This is a genomic window from Leptolyngbya sp. FACHB-321 (assembly GCF_014695975.1).
In the GTDB taxonomy this organism is placed as follows: domain Bacteria; phylum Cyanobacteriota; class Cyanobacteriia; order Leptolyngbyales; family Leptolyngbyaceae; genus Stenomitos.
Genome location: NZ_JACJPI010000090.1, coordinates 157,391 through 183,922, shown reverse-complemented (window position 1 = coordinate 183,922; position 26,532 = coordinate 157,391). Strand labels below are relative to the sequence as shown.

General features: G+C 50.6%; 24 protein-coding genes. 11 read left to right on the top strand and 13 right to left on the bottom strand.

Annotated features, from left to right (window positions below):
- Window positions 1–6: 6 nt before the first annotated feature.
- Entirely contained in the window at window positions 7–2,577 is a 2,571-nt protein-coding gene (locus tag H6F76_RS29380; protein WP_190513674.1) for a DNA topoisomerase (ATP-hydrolyzing), read from the bottom strand.
- A 162-nt stretch (window positions 2,578–2,739) separates the two neighbouring features.
- On the opposite strand from H6F76_RS29380, the gene H6F76_RS29375 reads away from it, so the two are divergent.
- Window positions 2,740–3,138, top strand: coding sequence for a response regulator (locus tag H6F76_RS29375; protein ID WP_190451421.1), 399 nt, complete (start codon window positions 2,740–2,742; stop codon window positions 3,136–3,138).
- 6 nt (window positions 3,139–3,144) lie between these two features.
- Window positions 3,145–3,552 (top strand): response regulator, encoded by a 408-nt coding sequence (locus H6F76_RS29370; RefSeq protein WP_190513672.1) that lies wholly within the window; start codon window positions 3,145–3,147, stop codon window positions 3,550–3,552.
- A gap of 305 nt (window positions 3,553–3,857) precedes the next feature.
- On the opposite strand, the gene H6F76_RS29365 is transcribed toward H6F76_RS29370, so the two are convergent.
- Window positions 3,858–5,552: a hypothetical protein gene (locus H6F76_RS29365; protein ID WP_190513671.1), complete on the bottom strand. Its 1,695-nt coding sequence runs from the start codon at window positions 5,550–5,552 to the stop codon at window positions 3,858–3,860.
- Between the two features lie 449 nt (window positions 5,553–6,001).
- Between H6F76_RS29365 and H6F76_RS29360 the strand changes: the two genes are divergently transcribed.
- From H6F76_RS29360 to H6F76_RS29335, 6 genes are all read left to right on the top strand, one after another.
- Window positions 6,002–6,256 (top strand): hypothetical protein, encoded by a 255-nt coding sequence (locus H6F76_RS29360; RefSeq protein WP_190513670.1) that lies wholly within the window; start codon window positions 6,002–6,004, stop codon window positions 6,254–6,256.
- Window positions 6,253–8,508, top strand: coding sequence for a photosystem I core protein PsaA (gene psaA, locus H6F76_RS29355; protein ID WP_190451413.1), 2,256 nt, complete (start codon window positions 6,253–6,255; stop codon window positions 8,506–8,508). Before H6F76_RS29360 ends, psaA begins: the two co-directional genes overlap by 4 nt.
- Before the next feature lie 24 nt (window positions 8,509–8,532).
- Window positions 8,533–10,761 (top strand): photosystem I core protein PsaB, encoded by a 2,229-nt coding sequence (psaB, locus tag H6F76_RS29350; protein WP_190451411.1) that lies wholly within the window; start codon window positions 8,533–8,535, stop codon window positions 10,759–10,761.
- A 139-nt stretch (window positions 10,762–10,900) separates the two neighbouring features.
- Window positions 10,901–11,317 carry a secondary thiamine-phosphate synthase enzyme YjbQ gene (locus H6F76_RS29345; protein ID WP_190513668.1) on the top strand — a complete coding sequence of 139 codons (417 nt, stop codon included), beginning with the start codon at window positions 10,901–10,903 and terminating at the stop codon, window positions 11,315–11,317.
- Between the two features lie 204 nt (window positions 11,318–11,521).
- Window positions 11,522–14,107 carry a hypothetical protein gene (locus tag H6F76_RS29340; protein ID WP_190513667.1) on the top strand — a complete coding sequence of 862 codons (2,586 nt, stop codon included), beginning with the start codon at window positions 11,522–11,524 and terminating at the stop codon, window positions 14,105–14,107.
- A 212-nt stretch (window positions 14,108–14,319) separates the two neighbouring features.
- The gene (locus H6F76_RS29335; RefSeq protein WP_190451407.1) at window positions 14,320–14,448 is read left to right on the top strand and encodes a photosystem I reaction center subunit VIII; all 129 of its coding nucleotides are present in this window, start codon (window positions 14,320–14,322) and stop codon (window positions 14,446–14,448) included.
- Between the two features lie 273 nt (window positions 14,449–14,721).
- Here H6F76_RS29335 and H6F76_RS29330 read toward each other — a convergent pair whose 3' ends face one another.
- The 6 genes from H6F76_RS29330 to H6F76_RS29305 form a co-directional block, all read right to left on the bottom strand.
- The gene (locus H6F76_RS29330; RefSeq protein ID WP_190451404.1) at window positions 14,722–14,841 is read right to left on the bottom strand and encodes a photosystem II reaction center protein J; all 120 of its coding nucleotides are present in this window, start codon (window positions 14,839–14,841) and stop codon (window positions 14,722–14,724) included.
- Between the two features lie 67 nt (window positions 14,842–14,908).
- Entirely contained in the window at window positions 14,909–15,034 is a 126-nt protein-coding gene (locus tag H6F76_RS29325; RefSeq protein ID WP_190451402.1) for a photosystem II reaction center protein L, read from the bottom strand.
- A gap of 20 nt (window positions 15,035–15,054) precedes the next feature.
- Entirely contained in the window at window positions 15,055–15,186 is a 132-nt protein-coding gene (psbF, locus tag H6F76_RS29320; protein WP_190451400.1) for a cytochrome b559 subunit beta, read from the bottom strand.
- Between the two features lie 20 nt (window positions 15,187–15,206).
- The gene (psbE, locus tag H6F76_RS29315; RefSeq protein ID WP_190451398.1) at window positions 15,207–15,455 is read right to left on the bottom strand and encodes a cytochrome b559 subunit alpha; all 249 of its coding nucleotides are present in this window, start codon (window positions 15,453–15,455) and stop codon (window positions 15,207–15,209) included.
- 175 nt (window positions 15,456–15,630) lie between these two features.
- On the bottom strand, window positions 15,631–16,665 hold the full coding sequence (locus tag H6F76_RS29310) for a photosynthesis system II assembly factor Ycf48 (RefSeq protein ID WP_190513665.1): 1,035 nt from the start codon (window positions 16,663–16,665) through the stop codon (window positions 15,631–15,633).
- A 103-nt stretch (window positions 16,666–16,768) separates the two neighbouring features.
- Window positions 16,769–17,104, bottom strand: a complete 336-nt coding sequence (locus H6F76_RS29305; RefSeq protein WP_190513661.1) for a rubredoxin — start codon at window positions 17,102–17,104, stop codon at window positions 16,769–16,771.
- Between the two features lie 271 nt (window positions 17,105–17,375).
- On the opposite strand from H6F76_RS29305, the gene ndhC reads away from it, so the two are divergent.
- The 3 genes from ndhC to H6F76_RS29290 are packed head-to-tail and all read left to right on the top strand — an operon-like array spanning window position 17,376 to window position 19,037.
- Window positions 17,376–17,738, top strand: coding sequence for a photosynthetic/respiratory NAD(P)H-quinone oxidoreductase subunit C (ndhC, locus tag H6F76_RS29300; RefSeq protein ID WP_106259002.1), 363 nt, complete (start codon window positions 17,376–17,378; stop codon window positions 17,736–17,738).
- 50 nt (window positions 17,739–17,788) lie between these two features.
- Window positions 17,789–18,475, top strand: a complete 687-nt coding sequence (ndhK, locus tag H6F76_RS29295) for a photosynthetic/respiratory NAD(P)H-quinone oxidoreductase subunit K (protein WP_206756078.1) — start codon at window positions 17,789–17,791, stop codon at window positions 18,473–18,475.
- A 55-nt stretch (window positions 18,476–18,530) separates the two neighbouring features.
- On the top strand, window positions 18,531–19,037 hold the full coding sequence (locus H6F76_RS29290) for an NAD(P)H-quinone oxidoreductase subunit J (RefSeq protein ID WP_190513712.1): 507 nt from the start codon (window positions 18,531–18,533) through the stop codon (window positions 19,035–19,037).
- Window positions 19,038–19,101: 64 nt separating this feature from the next.
- On the opposite strand, the gene H6F76_RS29285 is transcribed toward H6F76_RS29290, so the two are convergent.
- From H6F76_RS29285 to H6F76_RS29265, 5 genes are all read right to left on the bottom strand, one after another.
- Complete coding sequence (locus H6F76_RS29285) at window positions 19,102–20,451, bottom strand: LCP family protein (RefSeq protein WP_242036899.1); 1,350 nt, start codon at window positions 20,449–20,451, stop codon at window positions 19,102–19,104.
- A 616-nt stretch (window positions 20,452–21,067) separates the two neighbouring features.
- Window positions 21,068–21,469, bottom strand: coding sequence for a fasciclin domain-containing protein (locus tag H6F76_RS29280; RefSeq protein ID WP_190451385.1), 402 nt, complete (start codon window positions 21,467–21,469; stop codon window positions 21,068–21,070).
- Window positions 21,470–21,603: 134 nt separating this feature from the next.
- Window positions 21,604–22,896 carry a CO2 hydration protein gene (locus H6F76_RS29275; protein WP_190513658.1) on the bottom strand — a complete coding sequence of 431 codons (1,293 nt, stop codon included), beginning with the start codon at window positions 22,894–22,896 and terminating at the stop codon, window positions 21,604–21,606.
- 130 nt (window positions 22,897–23,026) lie between these two features.
- On the bottom strand, window positions 23,027–24,532 hold the full coding sequence (locus tag H6F76_RS29270; protein ID WP_190513657.1) for an NADH-quinone oxidoreductase subunit M: 1,506 nt from the start codon (window positions 24,530–24,532) through the stop codon (window positions 23,027–23,029).
- A 93-nt stretch (window positions 24,533–24,625) separates the two neighbouring features.
- Window positions 24,626–26,458, bottom strand: a complete 1,833-nt coding sequence (locus tag H6F76_RS29265; RefSeq protein ID WP_190513655.1) for an NAD(P)H-quinone oxidoreductase subunit F — start codon at window positions 26,456–26,458, stop codon at window positions 24,626–24,628.
- Between the last annotated feature and the right edge of the window lie 74 nt (window positions 26,459–26,532).

The window sequence follows — 26,532 nt, the reverse complement described above, 5'->3', positions numbered from 1 at the left end:
GGCTCATTACAGTTCTGTAATGTCTTCCTCTAGCGCTGAGAGGGGTAGTTTGGGGAGCGTCAGGCTCATAATGCGCTCGTCTGAGTCGAGTTGCAAGAGGCGATCGCCCGGGTCATCGCGCCCCTTTAATGGCACCTCACTACCAACTAGCCGTGCCATACGATGAGTGCTGGTTAGTAGCGTAGCGGCAGTATCGGGGGTCACTGCTACCATGCCAGCGAGTGCATCAGTCTTGTTAGTAAAGCGAACGGATTGTGTACCCAGATCGCCAACAGTGGAGAGACGGAGTGTGCCGATCGCCAGTCGCTTGGCGTAGCCCTGCTCGGACAGCAGCAGCAGATCGTCACCTTGATAAATGAGCGTGTAACCGACTAGCTTTTCTTGCTTCCGCAGGCGAATAGCAAGATTGCCCTGCGCGACTCGGCTCAGTAAAGGTAGTTGCTCATCATTGACGACCAACCGCAGTAACCGCCCACCTGCCGTTGCCAGCACGAGCTGATCACCGACCTCTGTCAAATTGATGTAGGCTAGCTGGTCGTCTGGCTTTAGCTTCAGCACGGTGAGTCCTCGTCCTGTTAACTCACCCAATTCTGCTAAAGGCAACCGTTTGATGCGTCCTTGCTGCGTTACTAGCAAGAGCGCTGTGTCTTCTAGCGTCTCGGGCAGCACAAAACAGCCAATAACAGAGGCAGGATCACTCTGCGCCGAGGGTGGAAGCAATGTGACTAAGGGTACTCCCCGTGACTTGCCTGCTACTTGCGGTACATCACTGATGCTGAGAGGATACGCCTTGCCGCTGCGAGTCAGTACTACTAACGTTTGTCCGGTGATCGCAAACTCCGTTTGGGCAACAAAATCATCACTTTCGTCTAATACCTGCGTTGGTTTGTCTACTGCTTTTTGCTGGCTACGCTGAAAGACCTTAGGGGTAATGCGGCGAATGTAACCACGCTGGGTAAGTTCAACGACTGTTTCTTCAACTTCGGCTTCATGGGGGGGCGCATCAGTATCGAGGGGGGGGCTGTCGATCGTCAGTTGCTCACCCAACTCTAACTGTTGACTCTTACCTCCCGACTCCCGATTCCCGACTCCCGATTCCCGACTCCCGTTGGCAATAATCCTGGTGCGTCGTGGATCAGCATATTTCTTCTTCAACGAGCGCAGATCTTTTTTCAGCACCTTGAGTAGTTCGCGCCGATCGCCCAGTAAGCGTTGGAGTTCTCGCATCCGGGCAGTCAACTCGTCAAATTCGGTTTGCAGGCTTTGCCGCTCGGTGCCAATTAACCGTCGCAGCGGCATCGAGAGAATGGCATCGGCTTGGCGATCGCTCAGGTCAAGCTGTTCTCGAAACTGCATTTTGGCAGTGCTGCCATCAGGTGCGTTTCGCAGAATGTCGATCACCGTATCCAAATTGGTCAGTGCTAGCAAAAGTCCTTCCACAATGTGGAGGCGCGTTTCTGCCTGAGTCAATTCATGACGATAACGACGGGTGAGCGTCTCTTCTCGAAAGCCCAAAAACTGTTGGAGTAGTTCCCGCAGTGGCATCTGGCGAGGTTGCCCATCGGCAAGTGCCAGCATAATGGTGCCAAAGTTTGACTGTAAGGCGGTCTGACGGTAGAGATTGTTGAGAATTTTTTGGGGACTCACATCCCGCCGTAGCTCAATGACAACCCGAATGCCTTCGCGATCGCTCTCGTCGCGCAGATCCGCAATGCCTTCCAACCGTCCCTGATTGACTAGCTCTGCCATCTTTTCAATCCAGGCAGCTTTGTTTACCTGGTACGGCAGTTCGGTGACAATCAATGCCGTGCGTCGGTGTCGTCCGCGCCCAATCTGGAGTTCTTCCACCTGCGCCACGCCCCGTACGGGAATGCTACCTTTGCCTGTGGCATATGCCTCCTGAATGCCTTCAGTGCCAATAATTTCGCCACCTGTCGGGAAGTCGGGTCCAGGGATCAGTTCAAAGAGCTTGGCATTTGGTAGATCGGGGTGATCAATTAGTGCCACCAACCCATCCACGATTTCTCCCAAGTTGTGGGGCGGAATGTTGGTCGCCATACCAACGGCAATGCCCGAACTACCGTTAAGCAACAAGATCGGCAGTTGGGCAGGCAGAACGGTTGGTTCCTGTTGGGAGTTGTCAAAGTTGCCAACAAAATCAACGGTTGCCTCGCCAATCTCTGTCAGCAGTGCTTCGTTGCCGATCGATGCCAGTCGGGTTTCGGTATACCGCATGGCAGCAGGGGGATCGTTGTCTACTGAGCCAAAATTGCCATGCCCACCTAAGAGCGGGTAGCGGCTCGAAAAATCCTGTACCAGACGCACCAGGGCATCGTACACTGCCTGATCGCCATGAGGATGGTACTTACCGAGTACATCCCCTACAACGCGAGCGCATTTACGATAGGGACGATCGGGGGTCAAACCCAATTCGTGCATGGCATACAGAATCCGTCGATGCACTGGCTTTAAGCCATCGCGTACATCGGGCAGCGCGCGTCCCACAATGACGCTCATGGCATATTCCAGATAGGACTGCTGCATTTCTGTGTGCAGGGCAGTGGTAATTACAGCCATGAGCGTCGTTCCTTCAGCGTTGATTTCATAAATTTTTCTGGTGTTTGCAGCAAGCGACGCTTACGATGGGGTCACGCCCCAACGCCCCTGTGTCCATTTCACAGTAAAATCGACGCGAATTACAAAGCTGCTTCATCTGGGTCACGTTCCGAGGCAAATATAATGAGAACCGTTCTGATTGTCGAAGACGATCTGATTAACGCACGGGTATTTTCTAAGATTTTGACGAAGCGCGGCGGCTTGACTGTCAAACACACGGAGAATGTGGAAGAAGTCATGCAGATCGCCCATGCCCACGAAGCCGATATTATTTTGATGGATGTCTCGCTGTCGCGCAGTGTCTACCTGGGCAAAGCGGTGGATGGCATTAAGATTACTCAAATGTTGAAAGCTGATCCTACGACTGCGAAGTTGCCTATTATTCTGGTGACGGCACACGCGATGGAGGGCGATCGCGAAAGCTTTTTGAAGCAAAGCGGTGCCGATGCTTATATTTCTAAGCCCGTTGTGGATCATCAGGCGTTTGTTGATCAGATTGTGGCGCTGTTGCCTACCGAGTAGGAACCAATGACAAAAACTGTTTTGCTGGTTGAAGATGATATGGGCAATGTGCGTGTATTTTCGCGCTATTTGACCAAGCTGGGCGGTCTGGCGGTGACGCATACCGAAGATGCGGATGAGGTGGTAAAGATTGTCAAAGCGGGGCAGGCAGATCTGGTGCTGATGGATGTGTCGCTGTCGCATAGCTTGTATCAGGGGCGAGCTGTGGATGGCATTAGGCTGACTCAACTGCTGAAAAGCGACCCTAGCACTGCTTCTGTTCCGATCATCTTGGTAACGGCACACGCCATGATTGGCGACAGAGAGAACTCGCTTCAACAAAGCGGTGCCGATGGCTATATTTCTAAACCCGTGGTGGATTACCGAGCCTTTATCGACCAGGTGATGGCACTGCTGCAAAAGAGTGAGAAGTAGCTGAGACAAGCCCTTGACCTTAGAAAATTGATTGTGAAGCGATGCTCTGTGTTTGCTCTGCTAAGAACGGCATCCCAAATGGCTTATCTCTGATCGATCGCCCAGGGTTCGCACGATCGTTTATCACGCGATCGTCTCTTGCATTATCAAGTTGCAAACAGACGCACCAAACAGGCTCAGTGCCTCCAATTCACAGCAGCCTTGACTTTCAGACTACCGCAAATCATTTCATCTGTGCATACGCCAAAAGGTAGCGTGCGAATAGAGTCTACCTGTTTCCTGCCTACTTAACAAGTACGTTGGTACTATTTTAGCAAAGATGGTGCGGGTGCGATCGTATTGGGTGCATCTGATGGATTTGCGTCAATAATTTCTGGCAGAGTCGGTGGTAAAGGATCTGGGACAGCAACGCTGGGCATTGAGTTTGGTTCAGTACTTGGCAATTCAGTGCTCGGCAATTCAGGGTCAGGAGGCGCGATCACCTGACGCTGCCGTGGCAGATAGCGGCTGAGTTGCTGCTGTACTTGCCGCAACCGTTTTTGCCCACTTGAAGGTTCGGCTGCTGACGGGAGGCTCGTGTTGTCTATCGGGATCGGTTGGACGGTTGGAATGGACTCCGTTTCAGCCTCTGGCGAACGTTCTGATGATACGACTGGAGGGGCGATCGTGTCCTGCCTTTCGGCTGCCTCTGTTGGAGTAGTCGGTTCTAGTGATGTTGGCGTTAGCTCCGGGCTGGCATCGCTAGATGGTTCAGAGGGCGGAAGGGGTGGGGCGGGCGGACTGGGGCGATCGGAGGGTTCTAGATTTGGTAATGGTGGTGATGGAGTCTCCAAGGGTGATGGCGTTGGTTCTGGAGTCGATTCTGGTTCTTGAAGGGGTTCTAAGGTTGGCTCTGGAGCTAGTTCTGATTCTGGCGTTGGTTCTGGCGGCAATGCCGGAGTTGGGTCTTGAAGGGGTTCTAGGTCGATCGCGGGTGGAATGTAGTTGGGGTCAACAATGCCACGCACTTCGGCGGCAGACAGCTCTCCACGCACTAACTTAGACAGGGTATCGTCACCATTAGGTTGGTAATCCACCAGGCGCACTGTATTGTTAAACACGTTTGGCACTGGGTTGCCTTTATCATCCAAATACTCAAGCTGTACCCAGTTCTTACCAGGCTTAAAGCCTTTGAGATACAGCGGTTGCCAGCGATCAATCACAAAGCTGTCTCCATTCACCGTGCAGCGAATCCGCCAGTCGGCAATGTCGTCTGTTGCATCTGCCTGAGCAACTAGATGGAGGGGCACATTTGTCAGGTAAAAATCTAGCAAAATCGGTTCTGCGCCGTAGCTTCCCTGTGGTCGGCTGTAAGTTAGCAGTGGTAAGGCAGGGTTTGGGCTGTTGTCCTGAGTTTTGGTAAAAACGTGAAAGGTCGTTTGGACGAAAGCACCGTCGTTTTTAAAGCTTTCGTGCCAGGGACGAGAGGCAAACGCTCGGATGGTATGGGTTCCAGGCTCTAGATTGTCAAAGATGAGGGGTTGGCTGATATCGTACACTGCCTGGTAGCCGCGATTGTCTAGCAGCACGTGCAGATGCGGACCTAAACCGAAGGTCTCATTCTTAAAGATGGGCAAATCTTTGACGAGGAAACGGACAGAAACAGTGTTGTCGGACAGTACTTCGTTTTGGCGCGGGCTAATAAACGAAACCTGGGGCTGGTAATTATCCAACGCCTGCCGCAACTCCTGTAGGGCACTCGGTGGTGAAGCTTCTGCAATTTTCCCTGTTGTCTTGATGGTCGTTGGAGTAGCTTCTGGCGCGCGCGATCGTCCCCAAAAAGCAGCATGCGCCTTATCAATGCTTCCCCCGCTTGCCATTAAGACTGCGATCGATACGAATGCAAACATAACTTTGGCGACGGTCTGCCAGCGCTTCATTCCCAACACAGAATCCACTCCTAAAAGCTGCCCATAGGGAACTATAGCGGAAAAGACCAGACCGTCCCTGCAAAGTTTCATCGCCCTTAAAGGGAGTGCGTAGTTTGGCTAGACGAACATAACGTTGAGTGACAGAAGCCAAGCCAATGAAGTGATTGCTTACAAACATTACCTAAACCTGAGCTTTTAGCAGAGAAGGCAACGTTGCAGAGCTAACAGAAAGAGCCGTAAGGCAACAAGGTTAGTAATCAATGAAGCGACTGACCCAATGCACAGATGAGATCTAAGCGAACCAACTCAATCCAGATCTATATAGTGAGCGTGCAATCTTTGTCTCGCTTCTGAAGGGCGATCCCACGATTTATCACTAAAGTTTTCTGATTGTTGAGTTTCGTGAACACAATTGCCGTATCGCTTGACTTTTTCGCACAGCTCAGATTCTGAAGTCCATTTGCAGCCGCAGTCGAAGGAGTTTGAATTATTGTTAATTGCGTCTGATTTCGGCGTAACACGGGTCCTATAATGGCACGATGAGAACCCTTACCAGTCTAGTTGTGTTGTCGGAGCGAACCGCCCTGGTTCTGATGGCAATGCGTGCCCCGTTCTTTGAACTGCGATCGCTGATTGCAGCCTCATGCCATCCAGTGCATTTAGGATTCACACCTTGTTTTCCGATCGGTGCTGATGGCTCCTCACCAGAGCAGGATGCTGTTTTCAAGCATCAGGGCAGCTTCTGGCAGGGGGGATTCCTCGTTCCTTGTCTAGAGAGAGGAGAGTCTCAATGACAATTACTCCACGGGAGCGCGAAGCGAAGGTCAAGGTTACGGTTGATAAGGACCCAGTGCCGACTTCTTTTCAGAAGTGGTCAGAGCCTGGTCATTTCGATCGCACCCTGGCTAGAGGTCCCAAAACCACAACTTGGATTTGGAATCTCCACGCCAACGCTCATGATTTTGATAGCCATACTAGTGACTTAGAAGACGTTTCTCGTAAAATTTTCAGTGCTCACTTCGGGCATCTTGCCGTTGTGTTCATCTGGCTTAGCGGTATGTATTTCCATGGCGCTAAGTTTTCAAACTACGAGGCTTGGTTGAGCAACCCAACTGGCATTAAACCCAGTGCACAAGTGGTTTGGCCAATTTTCGGACAAGAAATTTTGAATGCAGATGTGGGCGGTGGTTTCCACGGCATCCAAATTACATCTGGCTTTTTCTACCTGTGGCGAGCCTCTGGCTTCACCAACAGCTTCCAGCTCTATGTCACCGCGATTGGCGGTCTGGTCATGGCAGGTCTGATGCTGTTTGCAGGCTGGTTCCACTACCACAAGCGGGCACCCAAACTGGAATGGTTCCAGAATGTGGAGTCGATGCTGAACCACCACCTATCTGGGTTGTTTGGTCTCGGTTCACTGGGTTGGGCGGGTCATCAGATCCACGTCTCGCTTCCCATCAACAAGCTACTGGATGCAGGGGTAGCTCCAAAAGACATTCCCTTGCCCCATGAGTTCATCTTGAACTCGAAGCTGATGGCGGATTTATATCCCAGTTTTGCAAAGGGCTTAACTCCGTTCTTTACCCTCAATTGGGCAGAATATTCTGACTTTCTGACCTTTAAGGGTGGCTTGAACCCAGTGACAGGTGGTTTGTGGCTGTCAGATACAGCTCACCATCATCTGGCGATCGCGGTTCTGTTCATCATCGCTGGGCATCAATACCGCACCAACTGGGGTATTGGACACAGCATTAAGGAAATTTTGGAAGCGCACAAAGGTCCCTTTACTGGCGAAGGTCATAAAGGTCTGTATGAAGTGCTGACAACTTCCTGGCATGCGCAATTGGCAATCAATCTGGCAATGGTTGGCTCTCTGAGCATTATCGTTGCTCAGCATATGTACTCCATGCCGCCATACCCTTACATGGCAACGGACTACGCGACGCAGTTGTCTCTGTTTACGCATCACATGTGGCTCGGTGGTTTCTTCATCGTTGGTGGAGCAGCTCACGGTGCCATCTTCATGGTGCGCGACTACGACCCCGTGGTGAATCAGAACAACCTGCTCGATCGCGTGATTCGCCATCGGGATGCAATTATTTCGCACCTGAACTGGGTTTGTATCTTCTTGGGCTTCCACAGCTTCGGTCTGTATGTGCATAACGACACGATGCGGGCTTTAGGTCGTCCTCAAGATATGTTCTCGGATACAGCGATCCAACTTCAGCCTGTGTTCGCGCAGTGGGTACAAAACCTACATACGCTGGCTCCAGGTACAACCGCTCCAAATGCGCTGGCTCCCGCTAGTTTTGTGTTTGGCGGTCAAACGGTAGCAGTTGCTGGCAAGGTGGCGATCGCGCCGATTGCTCTCGGCACGGCAGACTTCTTGGTACACCATATCCATGCGTTTACCATTCACGTCACAGTGCTGATTCTGCTTAAAGGTGTGCTGTATGCCCGTAGCTCGCGTCTGATTCCAGATAAAGCAAACTTGGGCTTCCGCTTCCCTTGCGACGGTCCTGGACGGGGCGGCACCTGCCAGGTTTCTGGTTGGGATCATGTCTTCCTTGGTCTGTTCTGGATGTACAACTCACTGTCGATCGTGATTTTCCACTTCAGTTGGAAGATGCAGTCAGATGTGTGGGGGACGGTTAATCCAGATGGCACGGTGGCTAATATTACAGGCGGTAACTTTGCTCAGAGTGCAATCACCATTAATGGTTGGCTGCGGGACTTCCTCTGGGCACAAGCAACGCAGGTAATTACCTCCTACGGTTCAGCGCTTTCGGCTTACGGCTTACTCTTCCTGGGTGCACACTTTGTTTGGGCATTCAGCTTGATGTTCCTGTTTAGCGGTCGTGGCTACTGGCAGGAGTTAATTGAATCGATTGTTTGGGCGCACAACAAGCTGAAGGTTGCCCCGGCAATTCAGCCCCGCGCATTGAGCATCATTCAGGGTCGGGCTGTAGGGGTAGCACACTATCTCCTTGGAGGAATTGTCACAACGTGGGCATTCTTCCTGGCTCGTACACTGGCACTTGGATAAGCGCGAGGAGAACGAAGTAGAACTATGGCGACTAAATTTCCCAAATTTAGCCAAGACCTCGCTCAAGACCCGACCACTCGTCGGATTTGGTACGGGATCGCTACTGCCCACGACTTTGAAAGTCATGACGGGATGACAGAAGAGAATCTTTACCAAAAGATTTTCGCCTCTCACTTCGGTCACCTGGCAATCATCTTCCTGTGGACATCTAGTCTCCTATTCCACGTAGCGTGGCAAGGCAACTTTGAACAGTGGATCAAAGATCCGTTGAACATCCGTCCCATCGCTCATGCGATTTGGGACCCTCAATTCGGTCAACCAGCGGTGGATGCGTTCACCCAAGGTGGGGTAAATTATCCGGTTGATATTGCCTACTCTGGTGTTTACCAGTGGTGGTACACGATCGGAATGCGGACGAACGGTGAACTCTATAACGGGTGTATCTTTCTCCTCCTCCTGTCTGGTGTCTTTCTGTTTGCAGGCTGGCTGCATTTGCAACCCAAGTTCCGCCCTTCGCTGGCTTGGTTTAAGAATGCAGAATCACGGCTGAACCATCACCTCGCGGGTTTGTTTGGCGTTAGCTCACTCGCATGGGCTGGTCACTTGATCCACGTAGCGATTCCTGAAGCTCGTGGGCAGCACGTTGGTTGGGATAACTTCTTGTCTACACCGCCACATCCGGCTGGTTTAGCTCCCTTCTTCAGCGGCAACTGGGGCGTATATGCTGAAAACCCTGACACTCCTGGGCACGTCTTTAGCACGTCTCAAGGTGCTGGTACAGCGATTCTGACTTTCCTGGGTGGTTTTCATCCACAGACTGAATCGCTTTGGTTGACAGACATGGCGCATCACCATCTGGCGATCGCAGTCCTGTTTATTGTTGCTGGTCACATGTACCGCACCAACTTTGGTATTGGTCACAGCATCAAGGACATGCTGGACAGCAAGAAAGGGCTGTTGTCATCTGGTAGTGAAGGTCAGTTCAATCTGCCTCACCAGGGGCTGTACGAAACCTACAACAACTCGTTGCATTTCCAGTTGGGCATCCACCTGGCTGCATTGGGTGTTGTTACCTCCCTGGTCGCACAGCATATGTATGCGTTGCCACCTTATGCCTTCATGGCAAAGGACTTCACGACGCAAGCAGCACTATATACCCATCACCAGTACATTGCTGGGTTCCTGATGGTCGGTGCCTTTGCTCACGGAGCCATCTTCTGGGTACGGGATTACGATCCAGACCAGAATAAGGGCAATGTGTTGGATCGAGTTCTACAGCATAAAGAAGCCATCATCTCTCACCTGAGCTGGGTTTCGCTGTTCCTCGGTTTCCATACGTTGGGTCTGTACGTTCACAACGATGTGGTCGTTGCCTTCGGTACGCCTGAAAAGCAGATCTTGATTGAGCCTGTGTTTGCACAGTTCATTCAGGCATCCCATGGAAAAGTGCTTTACGGCATGGATGCGCTGCTGTCGAATCCCGATAGTATTGCAACGACTGCCTGGCCCAACTACGGTAATGTTTGGCTCCCAGGCTGGTTAGATGCTATCAACAGTGGTACAAACTCCTTGTTCCTCACCATTGGTCCTGGCGATTTCTTGGTTCACCATGCGATCGCTCTGGGTCTGCACACCACCACTCTGATTTTGGTCAAGGGTGCGTTGGATGCACGCGGTTCTAAGCTGATGCCGGACAAAAAAGACTTCGGCTATGCGTTCCCTTGCGATGGTCCTGGACGGGGTGGTACCTGCGACATCTCAGCGTGGGATTCGTTCTACCTGGCGATGTTCTGGATGCTGAATACGCTTGGCTGGGTAACGTTCTACTGGCACTGGAAGCATCTCGCTGTCTGGTCTGGAAACGTGTCTCAGTTCAACGAAAGCTCAACTTATCTTATGGGCTGGCTACGCGATTACCTCTGGCTGTACTCCGGTGCGACCATCAATGGTTACAACCCGTACGGCATGAATAACCTATCCGTTTGGTCCTGGATGTTCCTCTTTGGGCATCTGGTCTGGGCAACGGGCTTCATGTTCCTGATCTCCTGGAGAGGGTACTGGCAAGAGCTGATCGAAACGTTGGTTTGGGCACATGAGCGTACCCCACTGGCGAACCTGGTTCGCTGGAAGGACAAGCCTGTTGCACTTTCCATCGTTCAAGGACGTGTAGTTGGTTTAGCTCACTTTACGGTCGGCTACATTCTTACCTACGCTGCCTTCTTGATCTCTGCCACAGCCGCTAAATTTGGCTAGCGCACATCAAGCAAAGCTAGGGCTATAAAGCACCCTACTTAAGTCCCTCGCTGTTAAGGCGGGGGACTTTTGCTTAAGCAGGATCCCTTCACCCCAAGGCGAAGCGGAAGCAAGCTACCCTCCTTACTTCTTACCTCCCATGCGCCAACACCAGCAGGTACTCAAGCTTCAAACGACGGGCAAATCACTTTGTAGGGTGACTCAGAAAGTACAGGCGATCGTTGCTGAATCGCAAATTCAAACCGGGCTTTGCACCCTTTTTCTTCGTCACACATCGGCTAGCTTGTTAATTCAAGAAAACGCTGACCCTGATGTCTTAAAAGACTTAGAGAATTTCTTTGCCAAACTGGTGCCAGAGTGGGAAAACTACATCCATAGCACCGAAGGACCCGACGATATGCCTGCTCATATTCGTACAGCGCTAACCAAGACATCGGAGCAAATTCCGATCGCTAACGGTCGTCTGGTTCTGGGCATCTGGCAAGGCATTTACCTCTGGGAGCATCGTCAGCATGGTCAGACCCGTGAATTAGTTATTCACCTGATCGGTGGTTAAGCAGAGACTTATGGGCTGGTCATAGAGAAGAGATTAAAAACCAGTTTTAACTAGGATGTGAAAGTTTTGGATCAGTCCACTATATTTAGGTATCGTCTAAAGATTTAAACGGGAGTAGAATAACTCCCAAACGCTAGAGCTAGCGTTTTATAGAGATGGTTTAGGCGGTGGTTGAGTTTAGCAGAGCTTTGGCGCGGGTGTGAGATGGAACACTGGGAATTTTTGTTGCAGAAAGAGGGCGATCGCTCCTGGCTTCCTCTGGATTCACCCGACGTTGAAATCCTGGAGGGACGCTATCGCATTGTGGCTCGTTCCAGTCATGTCAACGCGGCGATCGAAACTCGCATCGTACATATTGCTACAGAAGCAGTACCTCCAACACGGCGCGTGCAAAAACGCTTGTGCCAAACCAACCAGGAGGGTTTAACGGTAGTCATCCCTTTCACTCGCCTTGAGCCGGGTTTGTGGGAGTTGCAATGTTCTCCTAAAGATCTGCTGACCGACTTAATGGCAGGTGCTCAAACACATGCTGTAACGCTGCAAGTAGTAGCACACGATGTGGAAGAAGATTGGGATCCTGATTGGACATCCCCTGCTGCTCTAACAACGGTCACTATGCCCTCTGCTGTTGGTGATGCAAAGGCGACAACAGGCAATGTTGCAGCAGAGAACGTTCCTGCAGCCTCTACTGATCTCACCGACGATGCTCTAATGGAACAAGCGATCGCGTCGTCTTTACAATCGGAGTCCGCTATTAACCCATTGCCCGCAACAAACGATCGCCAGGTACCGCTGCCACCAGAAGTATCTGAAATTCTTGGTGCTTCGATGGAGCGGCTGTTTCAGATTGCCGAGCAACTCTCTGAGCAGTTGGTTGATGATGTGCTTCAGGACTTTGATCTCGCCACGCTCACGTCTACCTCCTCATCTATAGACGTTGCTAGTCCTGTAGAGCCTGCTCATGCAGGAGAGAGTACGCTTTACAACGGTGAGGACTTTACTACTCCTGTATCAAACTCTGCGGCTACTTGGACCAACGGCTCTGTGCCGCCTTCCCAGCCGGATGATGTAGCATCACAATCCTTGCCAACATATACACCAACGCTGTACACACTCGCGGCTGGCGAAGCTTTTTCGCTAACGCTTGATGAATCAACTTTTGTGGCAACGCGAGGAGAAGAAATCACCGTGTCTGGACAGGTGGCGATCGTGCCGCAGTCAACTATCCAGCTATCACCGGCTAAAACACGCTCCTCCGTGCCAGTTGCGGAACCAGATGATTTAGCTGCAGTTGTTGATCCGTGGGCTAGTGAAGCCTCGCCTACCTTTGCTGGTGCAACCGCGCAAGTCTTACAGCTTTGTTTGCGCGATCCTCAGAGCCTTCAGGTTTTAGTTAGCGATCACCAGATGCTCCCTTCTGCTAGCTACCCATTACCCTTTACGTTCACATTCTCGCTGCCCGATACGTTTGCAACGCATTTGGTGTTGGGAGAGGTGCTGTTGTGTGGTGCGCTGCCAGATCAACCAGAAGCATCGATCGTGCTACTTACCCAGGCGTTTTCCATTACCGTTGACCCTACTGCATTGGTGGGCGAACTGGCAAAACTACATGAAGCACTGACGACTGAAATTGACGATGAAGAGCGAATTGATCTACCGCTGGAACTGTCTTCCCGGTTAAAAGAGCAAGCATCCCCACCCTTAGATTTATCTTTCTTAGATTTGGCTGTCATTGAACCGACAGACGAGCGATCGCCACGTTTTCCTTCGCTAGCAGGTCAGCCCCTACCGCCTCAGCTTTACCGACCCACCCCAGAGCAAGCAAATGCTAGACCGCTCGATTTGCCTGCCTTTAAGCTTGCCAATCAGCCTTCAGAACCGCAAGCACCGATGGCTGAGACTATTACACCAATCCCCTCCACCTCCGACGCAAGCGTAACAGCCGCTGAAACAAATGCTGTTGACGTGCCCGAAACTGCTCCAATTCTTGCAGACGATCATACTGAAGCTACCCCTGAAGCTTTAGACAGCGCCAAAAATGATGCGCTACCAGCGGAAGAAGCCTCTATTGAGGCACTCGATCGTGCTGACATTAACAGCACTGACAAAACGCTGGATCTGCCGTCACCCACTCACATGGCGTTTCAATCGCTCAAGCTTCAAGATCGATTTTTAACGCGACTCACATCCCTTGCTTCTGATACTGAGCTGTCTGCACTGCTTAAAGCTAACCTGGCACCCGGTAGCCTACCGCCGAACGCCATAACTGTGCCAGCAGTTGCTGAAGCTCGATCGCTAACGGACGAAATCGTTGTTGACGATGAGCCACTGCCAAATGAGCGCCGTCGCAGCAACCCCCAGCCGACGATGCCACCGATGCAACCTACGACAGACCAACAGCCCAACCCACTCATTCTGCCAGCAGAGGAGTCTGTGCCAACGCCAACGTTAGAAGTTGTTACTGGAGAATTAGTCTCTGGCAAGCCGATCAATATCCGCGTTAAGCTGCCCAACCTGTTGCCTAGAATTTACGTTAAGCTCTGGGTCACTGATCGCCAAACTCGCTCATTGCTGGATGCTCCTCGTTGGCTGATCGATTTTCTACCTAATGGCTTGGGCGATCTTGAAGCGATGACACCCTTGACCGTACCGTTCGGCAGTGTCGAAATTCGCTTAGAAGCGATCGCGGTTGAGATGCATACCCAACGCGAAAGTCATAAAGTCACGGTCGATCGTCTGGTAGTACCACCGGATCTGCCCAGCGTCTCGCTGGAAGATTTTAACGAATAGTAGTGGGTCAAAATAGGCTAAACGTACAGTGAACACCCTGAAAAGTGCTTAGGGTTAAGTGAGAAGCTTTTTAACTGTCCAAAATTCTTAACAGATGCAAGTGAGTAACCGTATACTCTCGCTTGTTAAGAATGGTTAGAAGTGCAAAACTCGTTCCCCTTTCGCAGTAAAGTCAGTTCTGGAACCATCTAAATCTAGATAGGAAACTTGTTATGACAGGTTCATACGCTGCTTCTTTTTTGCCCTGGATTCTCATTCCAGTAGTCACCTGGCTACTGCCTGCCGTCGTGTTTGGTCTTCTCTTTCTCTATATTGAGCGTGAAGACGCAAGCGGTATCTAAGAGACTCTTGGTTCAGGTTTAAACTCGTACCAATTTAATTGGAAATTGGACATACCTTAGCGTGGGGCACAGCTATGCTGTGCCCTATGTAATCATTGACTTACAGCAGCCCTGCTTCCGTCCTACAAAAAATGTCTGTCCACTTGATTGGACAGACATTTTTTGTAGGACAGCTTTTTGAAACCCAAAGCGCTCATTGTCTAGCAGCAGCAGGTCTAGCAAAAGAGGCAGAACCTTAAAGCCTTAAGTCAAAACCTGCACCAAGCCCTGTCCCTAGAGAGAGGAACCAAGACCAGCGTAAGCACCATAAAAGAAAATACCAAGGACAACAAGAATACCCGTCCCCGCCACTGTTGCCACAATCCACAAAGGAATTTTTCCAGAACTAGACACGACACTAACCTCTTAAGAAGAAAACTCAACAAACTGATGCAAAGCGTTGCTCCAAACCAAGGAGCAGCTAGTTAAAGAAGTAGCTAGAAAAAAGAATGCCAAGTGTAAAAATCATCAGCAAGCCAAGGTAAAGCGAAGTACGGTTTAACTCAACTGGCTGCTTGTTTGGATTCGTATTACCTCTAATTGCCATGATATTGCCCCTTGTTGTGTCTATCGTTGTGTAAACTGCATGGCAGCGATCGCGCCCAAGAAGAAAACAGAAGGCACAGCCAGCGTGTGTACAGCTAACCAGCGCACTGTAAAAATAGGGTATGTAACGGGTTCGTTTGTTCTGCTAGTCATAACTGTGAGCAATCCTTAAACTATTTAGCGAGAAATTCTTCGATCTCTTGTTTTGCATCAAACCGATCTTTGATGATGGGTGCTGATTGCACTTGTGTGGGGTAGTACTCGTTTGGACGCGGTGTGCCAAACGCATCGTAAGCTAGACCTGTTTGTACAAACAGCCAACCAGCAATAAACAACGCTGGAATGGTGATGCTATGAATCACCCAATAACGAACACTTGTAATAATGTCGCCAAAAGGGCGCTCTCCAGTAGTACCAGCCATTTAGATTCCTCCAGTAATGATCATAAAACGCTTACTTTCTCTTCATCATACGAAACCACTGAACCACTCACAAGCAACTTTGCAAGATTGAGCCAGAAAACAGTTAAAGAGTCCAAATATGAGCAGCTAAAGGCTGTAACTTAGCTCTACTGCTAACCCATAATTAGCCTGCTAATCATGCTGTCGCTTCTGAGGGGCTATATCGAAGCAACGTTCCCTTTTGACCGATGATAAAACCCCGATCGGCGCTGAGAAACAGGATTTTGTACAGGTTAGATGGAACGTTTTCGATCGATCGATCCTTCTCCCACGTCTCGCCGCTGTCAACGCTCCGTAAAAGATTACCACTCCCCCCCGAAACCCAAATCTCATTAGGAGTGCGGAAAGCAAGGTCTAACAGTCCCCAACTGGTAGAAAATTCTGGGCTGATTGGTTTCTCCCACTCATCAGGAGCATCAGGAGCTTGAAACTGAATCTGCCCGCCTCGTGCAATCATCCAGAGCCGTCCATCAGGTGTAAAGCCCATGCTCTGAAGCCGTCGAGAACTGTTGCGATCGTGCGGCTCCCAAATAGCTTGACCCGGTTGCCAGAGTGAATAAAAGTTTCCGCGTGAAGAGACGGCAACATACTTACCATCAGGCGCACGCGAAATGTTACGAATAACACCAACGGCTGTTTCAACCATTGCCTTCCAGTTTTTACCACCATCAGCTGTGCGATAAATGGCTCCAATGTCCGTCGTCATCTCTGCCGCCTTAGGGCCGAGCGCCAGAACTGTATTTGGAGAGCCAGGTAGCTTTGCACTGAGGGGCACCCTGGACCAGGATTTTCCACCATCTGTCGTATGCAGCAAAAGAGAGGGTTGTCCTGCAATCCAACCCTCATCGCCCGAAAAGCTGACCGAGTTGAGGCGATATGCCTGATCTAACTCCAGAGTGCGAGGTTCCCAGGTCTTGCCACCGTCGGTTGTTTCCATCAATGTCGAGCTAGTGCCTGTCAGCCAACCATGTTTGGCATCAACAAAGCTCAAATCCAGCAGGTTTGCTTCAGTAGGAACGGAAACTTGCTGCCATGGAGTGCCGCTAATGGATGGTAGATAACCACCGCAGCTTGAACACAGCATTGCGATCGCAAACAGCCCAACGATGCGACCTAAAACCGCCTGCCTTAAAACAACTTGCTGGGCGATCGCCCGCCTCAAAAATGCCATAACTAAACGCATTGCACTCAAATCTCTACTCAATATCGATCAAGCGGTTTTTCTAATCTGTTGAGACTGTACCTATTGGGCTTGCTCTGAAACGCTTTCCTTTTCACTGCAACCCATACAGGCTGAGAAAAAAGAGAAAGCCCAATGCCAGAGCACCAAAGATCAAAATGTTCTTTTGCCCAGGTGTCAGCGTATTGACCCCAAACCCATAGCCCAGGTTTTCTTTGAACCCAGATGGTGAGCCAACCTCACCAATGTTTGAAAACCGCGATTTTGGTGCCCCACAAACAGGACAACGCCAGTTAGACGGAACCGCCTCAAAAGGAGTGGTTGCAGAAACCTGACGGCGCTCGTCCCCCTTTAGTGGTTCATAGATGTAGCCACACGCTTGACATTCATAGCGGTCTAACGCCGTTGGTTCAGCCGTTTCGGTACTCATTGCTTTCGCATTCAAGGGTTAGGGTGGCAAGGAGAAATCGAAGTTACAGAATTCTGAGAGTTCTGTAAATGATTATGACATGACTGGGAATTACTGCATCCTGACATCACAAAAGTCAAGACGACTGAGAATGATCTAACCTTCCTCCCCTAATTCTCTATAGACTTCGGTGGGGCTTTTCGATACATCTTATGGACACCAACCCTATAATATGAAGGCAGGTAACAAACCGCTAGCGTCGTTGTTTACACAGCCTGAGGGGTCGTGATTTATGTTTGTCCTCAGTGGTTATGAGTATCTGCTTGGCTTTTTGCTGGTGTGCAGCCTAGTGCCGCTGCTCGCATTGACAGCCTCCAAGCTGGTTCGCCCCAGTCGTCGTGGACCAGAGCGTCGTACGACTTATGAATCCGGTATGGAGCCGATCGGAGGCGCTTGGATTCAATTCAACATTCGTTACTATATGTTCGCGTTGGTTTACGTCATTTTTGATGTAGAAACTGTGTTTTTATACCCGTGGGCGGTAGCGTTCAACCAGTTGGGCTTGTTGGCTTTTATTGAAGCGCTCATCTTTGTTGGCATCCTCATCATTGGTCTTGTCTACGCTTGGCGTAAAGGAGCACTGGAATGGTCTTAGATCCGAGAACGGCAGCAAAAGGCGCTGTTGTTGGGCAGTCTGAGTTGATTATGAATCCGATCGAGCGACCGAACGTCACTCATGATCTGTCTGAAAACGTTGTATTAACAACCGTTGATGACCTCTACAATTGGGCGCGGCTGTCTAGTTTATGGCCGATGCTCTATGGCACAGCGTGTTGCTTTATTGAATTTGCTGCCTTGATTGGCTCTCGCTTTGACTTTGACCGCTTTGGTCTGGTGCCACGCTCGAGTCCTCGTCAAGCAGACCTCATCATTACCGCAGGAACGATCACTATGAAGATGGCTCCTGCGTTAGTGCGCCTTTATGAGCAGATGCCAGATCCTAAGTACGTGATCGCTATGGGCGCTTGTACGATTACGGGTGGAATGTTTAGCGTCGATTCCCCAACGGCTGTACGCGGTGTTGACAAGCTGATTCCAGTCGATGTGTATCTTCCTGGTTGCCCACCGCGACCCGAGGCAATCATTGATGCCATCATTAAACTGCGGAAGAAGATTGCAAACGAGTCGATTCAAGAACGCGGCGACTTGCGACAAACCCACCGTTATTACAGCACTACCCATACGATGAAAGCGGTAGACCCGATTCTCACAGGGCAGTATATCCAGTCAGGTACGCGCGAAATGCCGCCTAGAGAGTTGGCAGAAGCGATGGGGCTACCAGTACCACCAGCGCTCAAAGCAGCCGAAAAGGAGGGTCTCGATCGTGCCTGAAGAAGAATCCAAGCCAACCTCTGAAACTGCGCCGCAGGCAGATACTAACGCTGAAATTGTCCCAGCTGAAACCGCAGCCGTTGATTCTGTAGGGACAATCTCAAAATGGCTCACGCAAAACGGTTTTGAGCACGAGTCACTTGGTGCGGATGCCTCTGGTGTAGAGATGCTGAAGGTGGAACCAGAGTTTTTGATTCCCTTTTCTACGGCGCTGTATGCCTACGGCTTCAACTATTTGCAGTGTCAGGGTGCTTACGATGCGGGTCCGGGCGATCAATTGGTGAGTTTTTACCATCTCATCAAGCTACGCGATCGCGCCGATCGTCCAGAGGAAGTGCGTATTAAAGTGTTCTTGCCACGTGAAAATCCCCGTGTGCCATCTGTTTACTGGATCTGGAAAACAGCAGACTGGCAAGAGCGTGAATCATACGATATGTACGGCATTATCTATGAAGGGCACCCAAACCTGAAGCGCATTCTGATGCCAGAAGATTGGGTGGGCTGGCCGCTTCGCAAAGATTATATTTCGCCTGATTTTTACGAATTGCAGGATGCCTATTAAAGACTGCACCTTCCCAGAACCCTTGTTTAGCACAGTTTAAACAAGGGTTCATTGTTGTTTGTGCTTATTGCTGCGACGATCGCGACTGTATACGTGTCCAGTCTTGACCAATTTGGATGGTGACATCAGAATCAAGCTCACCTGTACTTTCGATGCGAACTTCACCAAACCCGAGCGATCGACGAACTGCTTCAGCACCTGCGAAGTCACCCTGTTGCGCAACAATACGAGTCACTTGCAGTGGTTCGCGGCTGGGTTTTGTGATGCTGACGTTGCCATAGCCCGCTTGCTCTAGCTTTTTGGAAACAGCCGGAGCTGCATTGAGCTGGCGCGTACTATCTTGAATGACGATTCTTGCAGCATTGGCAAGTGGTGCAGTTGAGTCTGTACCAAAGTTGAAATGCTGTGCCATTAACGTTTGAATGCGCTGCGGGCTGGGTAGCCAATAGCTGACACCGTTGTACTCGTTGGGCTGGCTAAAATTACCTGGTACCATGAGCATTTGCATTTGAGAGCGGTTGGTACGAGCAGCAAACCCAACCAACGCGACCAACTCTTCTACGCTCAAATTAGTATCAATATGGGTTTGGATGGTTGACAAGATTTGAGGCAAGCGTGCCAGGGTCGCTGGACTCAGCGCTTGCTCTATCAACGCACGCATGACTAATTGCTGCCGCTGAATGCGACCAATGTCACCATATTCGTCATAGCGAAAACGCAACAGTTGCAGTGCCTGATCACCATTAAGATGCTGTTTGCCTGCTTTAAGATTGACGTAAAGGTGTTGGCTTTCATCCTTATACTTCATGTCTTTGGGTACATAAACCGTTACGCCGCCCAGTGCATCAACTAATGCCTGCACACCCTGGACATTGATCGACACGTAACGATCGACCCCTACACCTCCCAATAGTTCACTGGTTGCTCTAGCACTTAGCGCTGGACCACCGTTTGCATTTGCTTCATTGATTTTGGCGACACCATAGCCTGGAATTTCAGTACGGGTATCTCTTGGAATAGAAAGTGCTACTAACTTTTTTGCTTCAGGATTGAACCGGAGCAGCAGCATCGTATCGGTCAAGCCATCAAATGAATTGACGAGTGCATGGTAGCGTAATTTTTTAAGGTGCTCCGGCGGTTCCTGAACGTCGCTCGTCAGCACTTTAAGCCCCAATACCAAAATATTGACGGGGCGAGTAAGCTCCGGCAACTGTAAGCGATTATTTTTCGAGATACGATCGCCCTTTGAGAAAACAGACGCTTGTTCTGGACTCAACTCACGCTGCATTAACGGAGTGCTAGCAAAGGACATTGCCAAAATTGCGCCTGCTGTCGCTGATACTAATGCCACTCCCGCCAGCCCAGCCACCAACCAAAGCCACCGCAGCTTCTTCTGTTTTGGAATTTTCCTCAAAACTGCCTTTGGTTTCCTCACTGAATGCAGAGGACGCTGATTTGAACCGTTCACTTCTTCCTTTTACCCCACACAACGATAAAGACTGCTGAAACGGTGGCAACTTTTCAACAGTGAACTAAACCGTTTTGAGCAGCGCACTTTTTTGAGAAGGCACTTTAGGGACTTTAAAACGTGAGTAGTTGAACTGTTCGCTCTCTCTGCCAGGTGTCTACCGCTTTCTACGCACCCCTAGCAGCAGCATGGTAGCAATAATTTCCGCAGTCTGCTGCAAAAGTTCAATAATCATATGCGAAACTTCTGCAATGGAAAAAGAAACGCTCATAGCAAAAGGATGAAGGATAAATAAAAGCCCTTGCTTCAAGGAAGTTTCATGTTTGTGCCTGTCCTAACGTTCTCTTCGACTGCCATATCACAAGTAAAAGATAGAGACAGCCTTGATTCGGTGCCTAGGTTCCATATATAAAAACCAACCCCAGCGCAAAGCACTAAGGTTGGCGAATAGGAGAAGCAGCTAGTGGCAATAACAATGGAGCTGATGTCGCTCCGTTTCTTTGAATGTGAGCAGTTGAAGTATGGCAGCGATCGTGTTGAAGAGACTCGATCGTGCTCTACATCAGCCCATTAAAATCACCGTATCAATGACATGAATGACGCCATTATCAGCTTCAATATCAGCAGCAACCACTGTAGCATTTTTGACTTCAAACCCATCGGTCGTATTGATGCGAATAGGTGAACCTTCAACCGACGTGAGCGAATCCACAGTTTGCAAGTCAGCCTGCATCAATTTTCCCGAAACCACGTGATAGGTCAGGATGCGGGAAAGCTGCGGAATGTTCTGTACCAACGTCTGCACGGTTCCGGGCGGCAGTTTAGCAAACGCCTCATCGTTTGGTGCAAACACAGTAAAAGGACCAGGGCTGCGTAATACATCGACTAATCCAGCCGCCTGCACTGCTGTGACAAGCGTTTTGAAAGAACCAGCATTGACGGCAATATCAACGATGTCGGGCATGGGGATGAGTGGGGAGTAGGGAGTAGGGAGTGGAAAAGGCTGGAGGGGAAAGGGGAAAGGGGAAAGGCTAAAGAGCTGACTGCTGACTGCTGACCGCTGACCGCTAAACCAACTCCTCTCCCCTTACTCTTCTCCTATCGATAGGTCTGCTGCTGAATGTCGCGTAGCCGTGCCTCTGGACGTTTGAAGCGATCGAGTTGTGCTTCAAAGAACGCTCGATTTGCCTGGAGATGCTTGGGGTTGGGGTCATCGAGGGGATAGAGAAGGGCAGTTCGCAATGCCTGGATGACGGCTGAGGTGACGCAGTACATCGATCGCTGGAAGCTAATTCCTAACTGGATCAACATATCGTCTTCGCCACGGCAGTATTGACGGTAGTAGTCCACCAAATACGGTGGTAAAAAGTGCAGCATATCCTGCATCAACAGCGTTGGCGGAATGCCTGCTGTACCGACTGGAAACACATCAGCGTAGAGAATGCCAAAGTGAAAGTCCTTCTGCTCGCCGGGTACTTGTTTTGCCTGAGCATTGTAAGACTTTGTGCCTCGGAACGGCGAGGTACGGTAGAACACGGCTTCCACATAGGGTAAGGCTGCTTCGTAGAGCCACATAAAGCCTTTCGACTTAGGAACAATCTCGTAGCACTCACCCCGGATATAAACGTGGTGGTAAATGGGGCGACCCGCGATCGCAAAGATACCATTCACCAAAAAATTCATTGCCTCTGGGACGCTGGTAATTTTGCCCTCGTCGTAGAGATCTGACATTTCAAAAAAGACGGGAGCCATCACTTCCCAAAACAGCCCCAAGTTGGCGTAGTACGACATCTGCCGACACTGCTCTAAGAACAAATCGGGAAACAGTTTGTACAAGCCCAACATAGCGGGATTGCCTTTGAAATATGCCCGAATCGCGCGATCGGCATTCGCCTTGTATTCTTCGCTATCGAGATATGGATCGAACTGTCCGCCCATGCCCCGATGCCAGAGCATCGATCGCATACATTCTTCGGCAAACTCCATATTGATGCGATCATGCCAGAGGTGATGGAGCAGCCGAGGCATTTTGATGGTTTCCCCTTTCTCCATAAACGCCAGCAGTTCGGGATGTGCTGTCGCCTGCCCCCGCCAAACCCGCAAATCAGCATCATCGCCCGCGTAGTGGTTGTGCAACTCCAGATATTCTTTCGGAAGGAAGTACTTGAAAAACGGCAGTGGATTCAGAAACTCCCGCTCCGCAATATAGAGTAAATCGCGCCAATAGAAATCCATCGGCACTGCATACGCCTTGTACAGCCCGATAATTTGCATCAGGTTCTCCGGCGTATCTGGCAGCATTGCGCCACCCGCTTCTAGGCGATGCACAATGTCAGCGAATTCATGCTGAGAGGGCGGAAGGAGAGTTTTGGTAAGGGTTGCAGTGGTCATGATGGGAAAGTTTTGAGTTGTGGGATGAGGAGGAAGGGGGAGCAGCGGGGATAGGGGACGCAGGGGATGCAGGGTGATGGGGGAGAAGCCGTGGCGACCAAACTTTTAGCCTTTAACCTTTCCTCGCTCCCTACTCCTTACTCTCTATGAACTGCTCGCTATCCATTGCTATTTGCTGATCGCTACTGATGGGCAATGTTGCGACCAGCGCCTTCGTTGTCGGTTCGCTCCAACGTAATAGCCAGGTTGGTTGCACGCCTAAGAAAAAGATCAATGCTGCCAGCACTAGAGCAGGTGTTTGTTCTGTCCAGGTTACGTTGGGGTAGTATGCCGTCGCGTTGTCTAATTTGCCAAAGCAGGTGCGGTTGAGCAGAATGACAAAGTAAACAGCGGTCAAACCACTGGCTATGATGCAAAGCAGTGTGGGTATGGGGAAGACTGGGAAGCTTCCCTGAAAAACCAGGAATTCTGCTATAAAACCGACTAGACCCGGAATACCAGCACTTGCCATCCCGCTAAGAATGAGCAGGGCGCTGGTCAGAGGCAAGCCGCGAATGGGGTTCAGCAGACCATTGAGTTTAGCCAATTCACGGGTGCCCACTTTCGCTTCAATAATGCCAACCAGGTAGAACAAGATTGCCAGAATTAAGCCGTGGCTAACCATTTGACCAACGGCTCCTAGCAGGCTTAGAGGTGTACCCGCTGCACAGGCGACCAGAACATAGCCCATATGACCGATCGAGCTATACGCCACCATCCGCTTCATATCTTTTTGAGAAATTGCGGTCAAGGAGCCATACAGTACGGTAACTACACCTACGATCGCCAAGCCCGGTGCCACGATCGCCCAGGTTTCGGGAAACAACTGCAAACCAAACCGGATGATGCCGTAGGTTCCTAGCTTTGCCAGAATGCCACCCAGCAGAATCGCAACGGGCGGTGACGCTTCAACATAGGCATCGGGCAGCCAGGTATGAAGTGGAATTAAAGGTGTTTTGATTGCAAAGCCAATCAGCAGAATCGTGAGCAGAATAAGCTGGGCTTTGAGCGGCAAAACTTGCGTATCGATCGCCGCATAGTCAAAGCTCGGCGCTCCACTGAGCCAGGTTAAACCCAGGAAGCCGACCAAAATTAACACGCCTGAAACGGCTGTATAAAGGAGAAATTTCATCGCCGCGTAGTCGCGCTTGGAACCGCCCCAAATAGCAATCATCAAGTAAAGCGGAATCAATTCAACTTCGTAGAACAGCACAAACAGGAGCAAATTCTGAGCCAAAAATGCGCCTGCGATGCCACCACCGACTAAGAGAGCCAGCCCATAGAATAAGCGCGATCGCTCCATTTGCTGACTGCTACCGAAAATCACAATCCAGATCAGCAAGCTATTGAGCGCCAGCAACGGTATCGACAACCCATCGACACCAAGCCGATACGTCAAGCCCAGTGGCTCTAACCAGGAAAGCGCTTCCTGCATTTGAAGCCCTGTATTGCCGATGTCGAACCGAGTCAGCACTAGGATTGTCCAGAGAAGGTTAAGGCTCGCGATCGCCAACGCCACTAACCGCGATCGCTGTTCGGGACAAAAGCCGATGAGGATGGCACCGGCAACGGGTAGCCAGATGAGAGTACTAAGCATAGGAGGGTAAGGAGTGAGAAGTTTTGAGTTTTGAGTTTTAAGTTGATTTCGGCTATCGACTACTGACTAAACTTTTAGCCCTTCTTCTGACTCCTACGACGACCACATAACGAGACAGCCAACCAGAACGGCACCGACCACAATCGTTAATGCATAGGACTGTCCCCGACCTGATGTGCTGTACTTCAAACCTTCACCACCAAACAGTGTGGCAATGCCCAGGAAGTTAATGAACCCATCGACCAGGTAGCGATCGAACCAGGAGGTCAGCCGCGATACGAGATCGACCCCAAGTACAATGCTCATGCGGTAGATCTGAGCCGTGTAGAAGTCATAGGAAAGCAAGTCTTGAAGGGGCTTCCAGGGGAATTGAACTGGTTTCGGCACCGCACTTCCTAAATAGACAACGGCACCAAGACTGCATCCAAAAACACTTGACCACAGCAGTAGCAATGCCACGTCTTTGTTTAAATCTGTCCAGACTGGTAGTAACGATAAGGCTTGCAGCACGAGTGGCGTATGCAACACAACACCGAGTAGCACCATCATTGGCAGTGCCATCGTCCAGGAGATTTCGGGTGATCGCTGTGCCATTGGGTGTGCCTGTCCGCCAAAAATGCGGCTAAATACCCGTGTGAGGCTAAAGGCTGTAAGACCATTCACCAACAGCACCAACCCGACCAACCACGGTTGCGTTGCCCATAACCCATCTGCCAGTTTCAGCAATGCCCAAAAGCTGCCGAAGGGCGGCAAGGCAATCAAGCCAGTCGTACCAACTAAAAATGCCAAACCTGAGACTGGACGACGCGACCAAAGTCCTCCCAGTTGGGTAATATCTTGCGTAATGCTGTTCCAGATAATTCCACCAAGGCTCATGACCAGCAGCGCGATCGCCACAGCATGAGTGAGCACCAACAGCAACGCTGCCTCGCTTTGCCCCGTGCCAACTGCAATAAACACCAACCCCATGTAAGCACTGACTGAGTAAGACAGAGTGCGCTTGAGGTCAATTTGGGCGATCGCAATCAACGAACCACCAACAGCGGTAATGCCACCAATCCAAACCAGTGTAGCCATAACGACGGGTGACAATGCCAGCACAGGTTCTAGCTTGATCAGCACCCAGGCTCCCGTTGCAACCACCACTGAGTTACGCAAAATCGTACTGGGTAGCGGACCCTCCATCGCCTCATCGAGCCAGAGATGCAGTGGAAATTGAGCGCATTTGCCCATCGGCCCCGCAATCAACGCTAGTCCAACCAGCGTGATGACAGTTGGATCAACCTCCGCCGTCTGTGCCCATACAGCTAGCTCTGTAAAATCCCAGGTGCCTGCCAGTGGTAGCAGCGCTACCACACCCATAAGCAGAAACAAATCACCCACGCGCTTTGTGAGAAAGGCATCGCGTGCACCCGTCACTACTAGCGACTGGTTAAACCATACCCCCACCAGCAAGTAGGTTCCCAGCGTCAAAATCTCCAGGATGATGTAGCTAAAGAACAGTGAATTGCACAATGCCAGCGCACATAAACCCGCTTCAAACAGTGCCAGCAGCGAGAAAAACCGTGCCCAGCCCCAGTCCATCTCCATATAGCCAATGGCATAGATTTGCGCCAGCAAATTTAAGCCAGTCACTAGAACCATCGCACCAATGTTGAGGGACGATGCCTCCAGCGGTAGCGTTAAATCGAGATTGGCAACATTAAGCCAGGGAAAGAAAAATTGCTGTGGCGGCTGATGCCACGTTGCTGGTAGCGCTATCAGCGAATGTAGAAAGGCTAAAAACGTCATCACCACATTGGTGTAACCGGCAGGGCGTGGTCCCGTGCGACGGGCGATCGACGGAAACCAAAGGACAGATAGGGCAGCACCAGCTAAGGCGTAGCAAGGCACCAACCAGATACTCTGGAGGAGGAGGAGGTCCATAAAATGACTTCAAGTGTTCAAAAAAACTGAGCGACGAGAGAGGAACGTTCGCTACGGCTGGCTGAACCAACTGA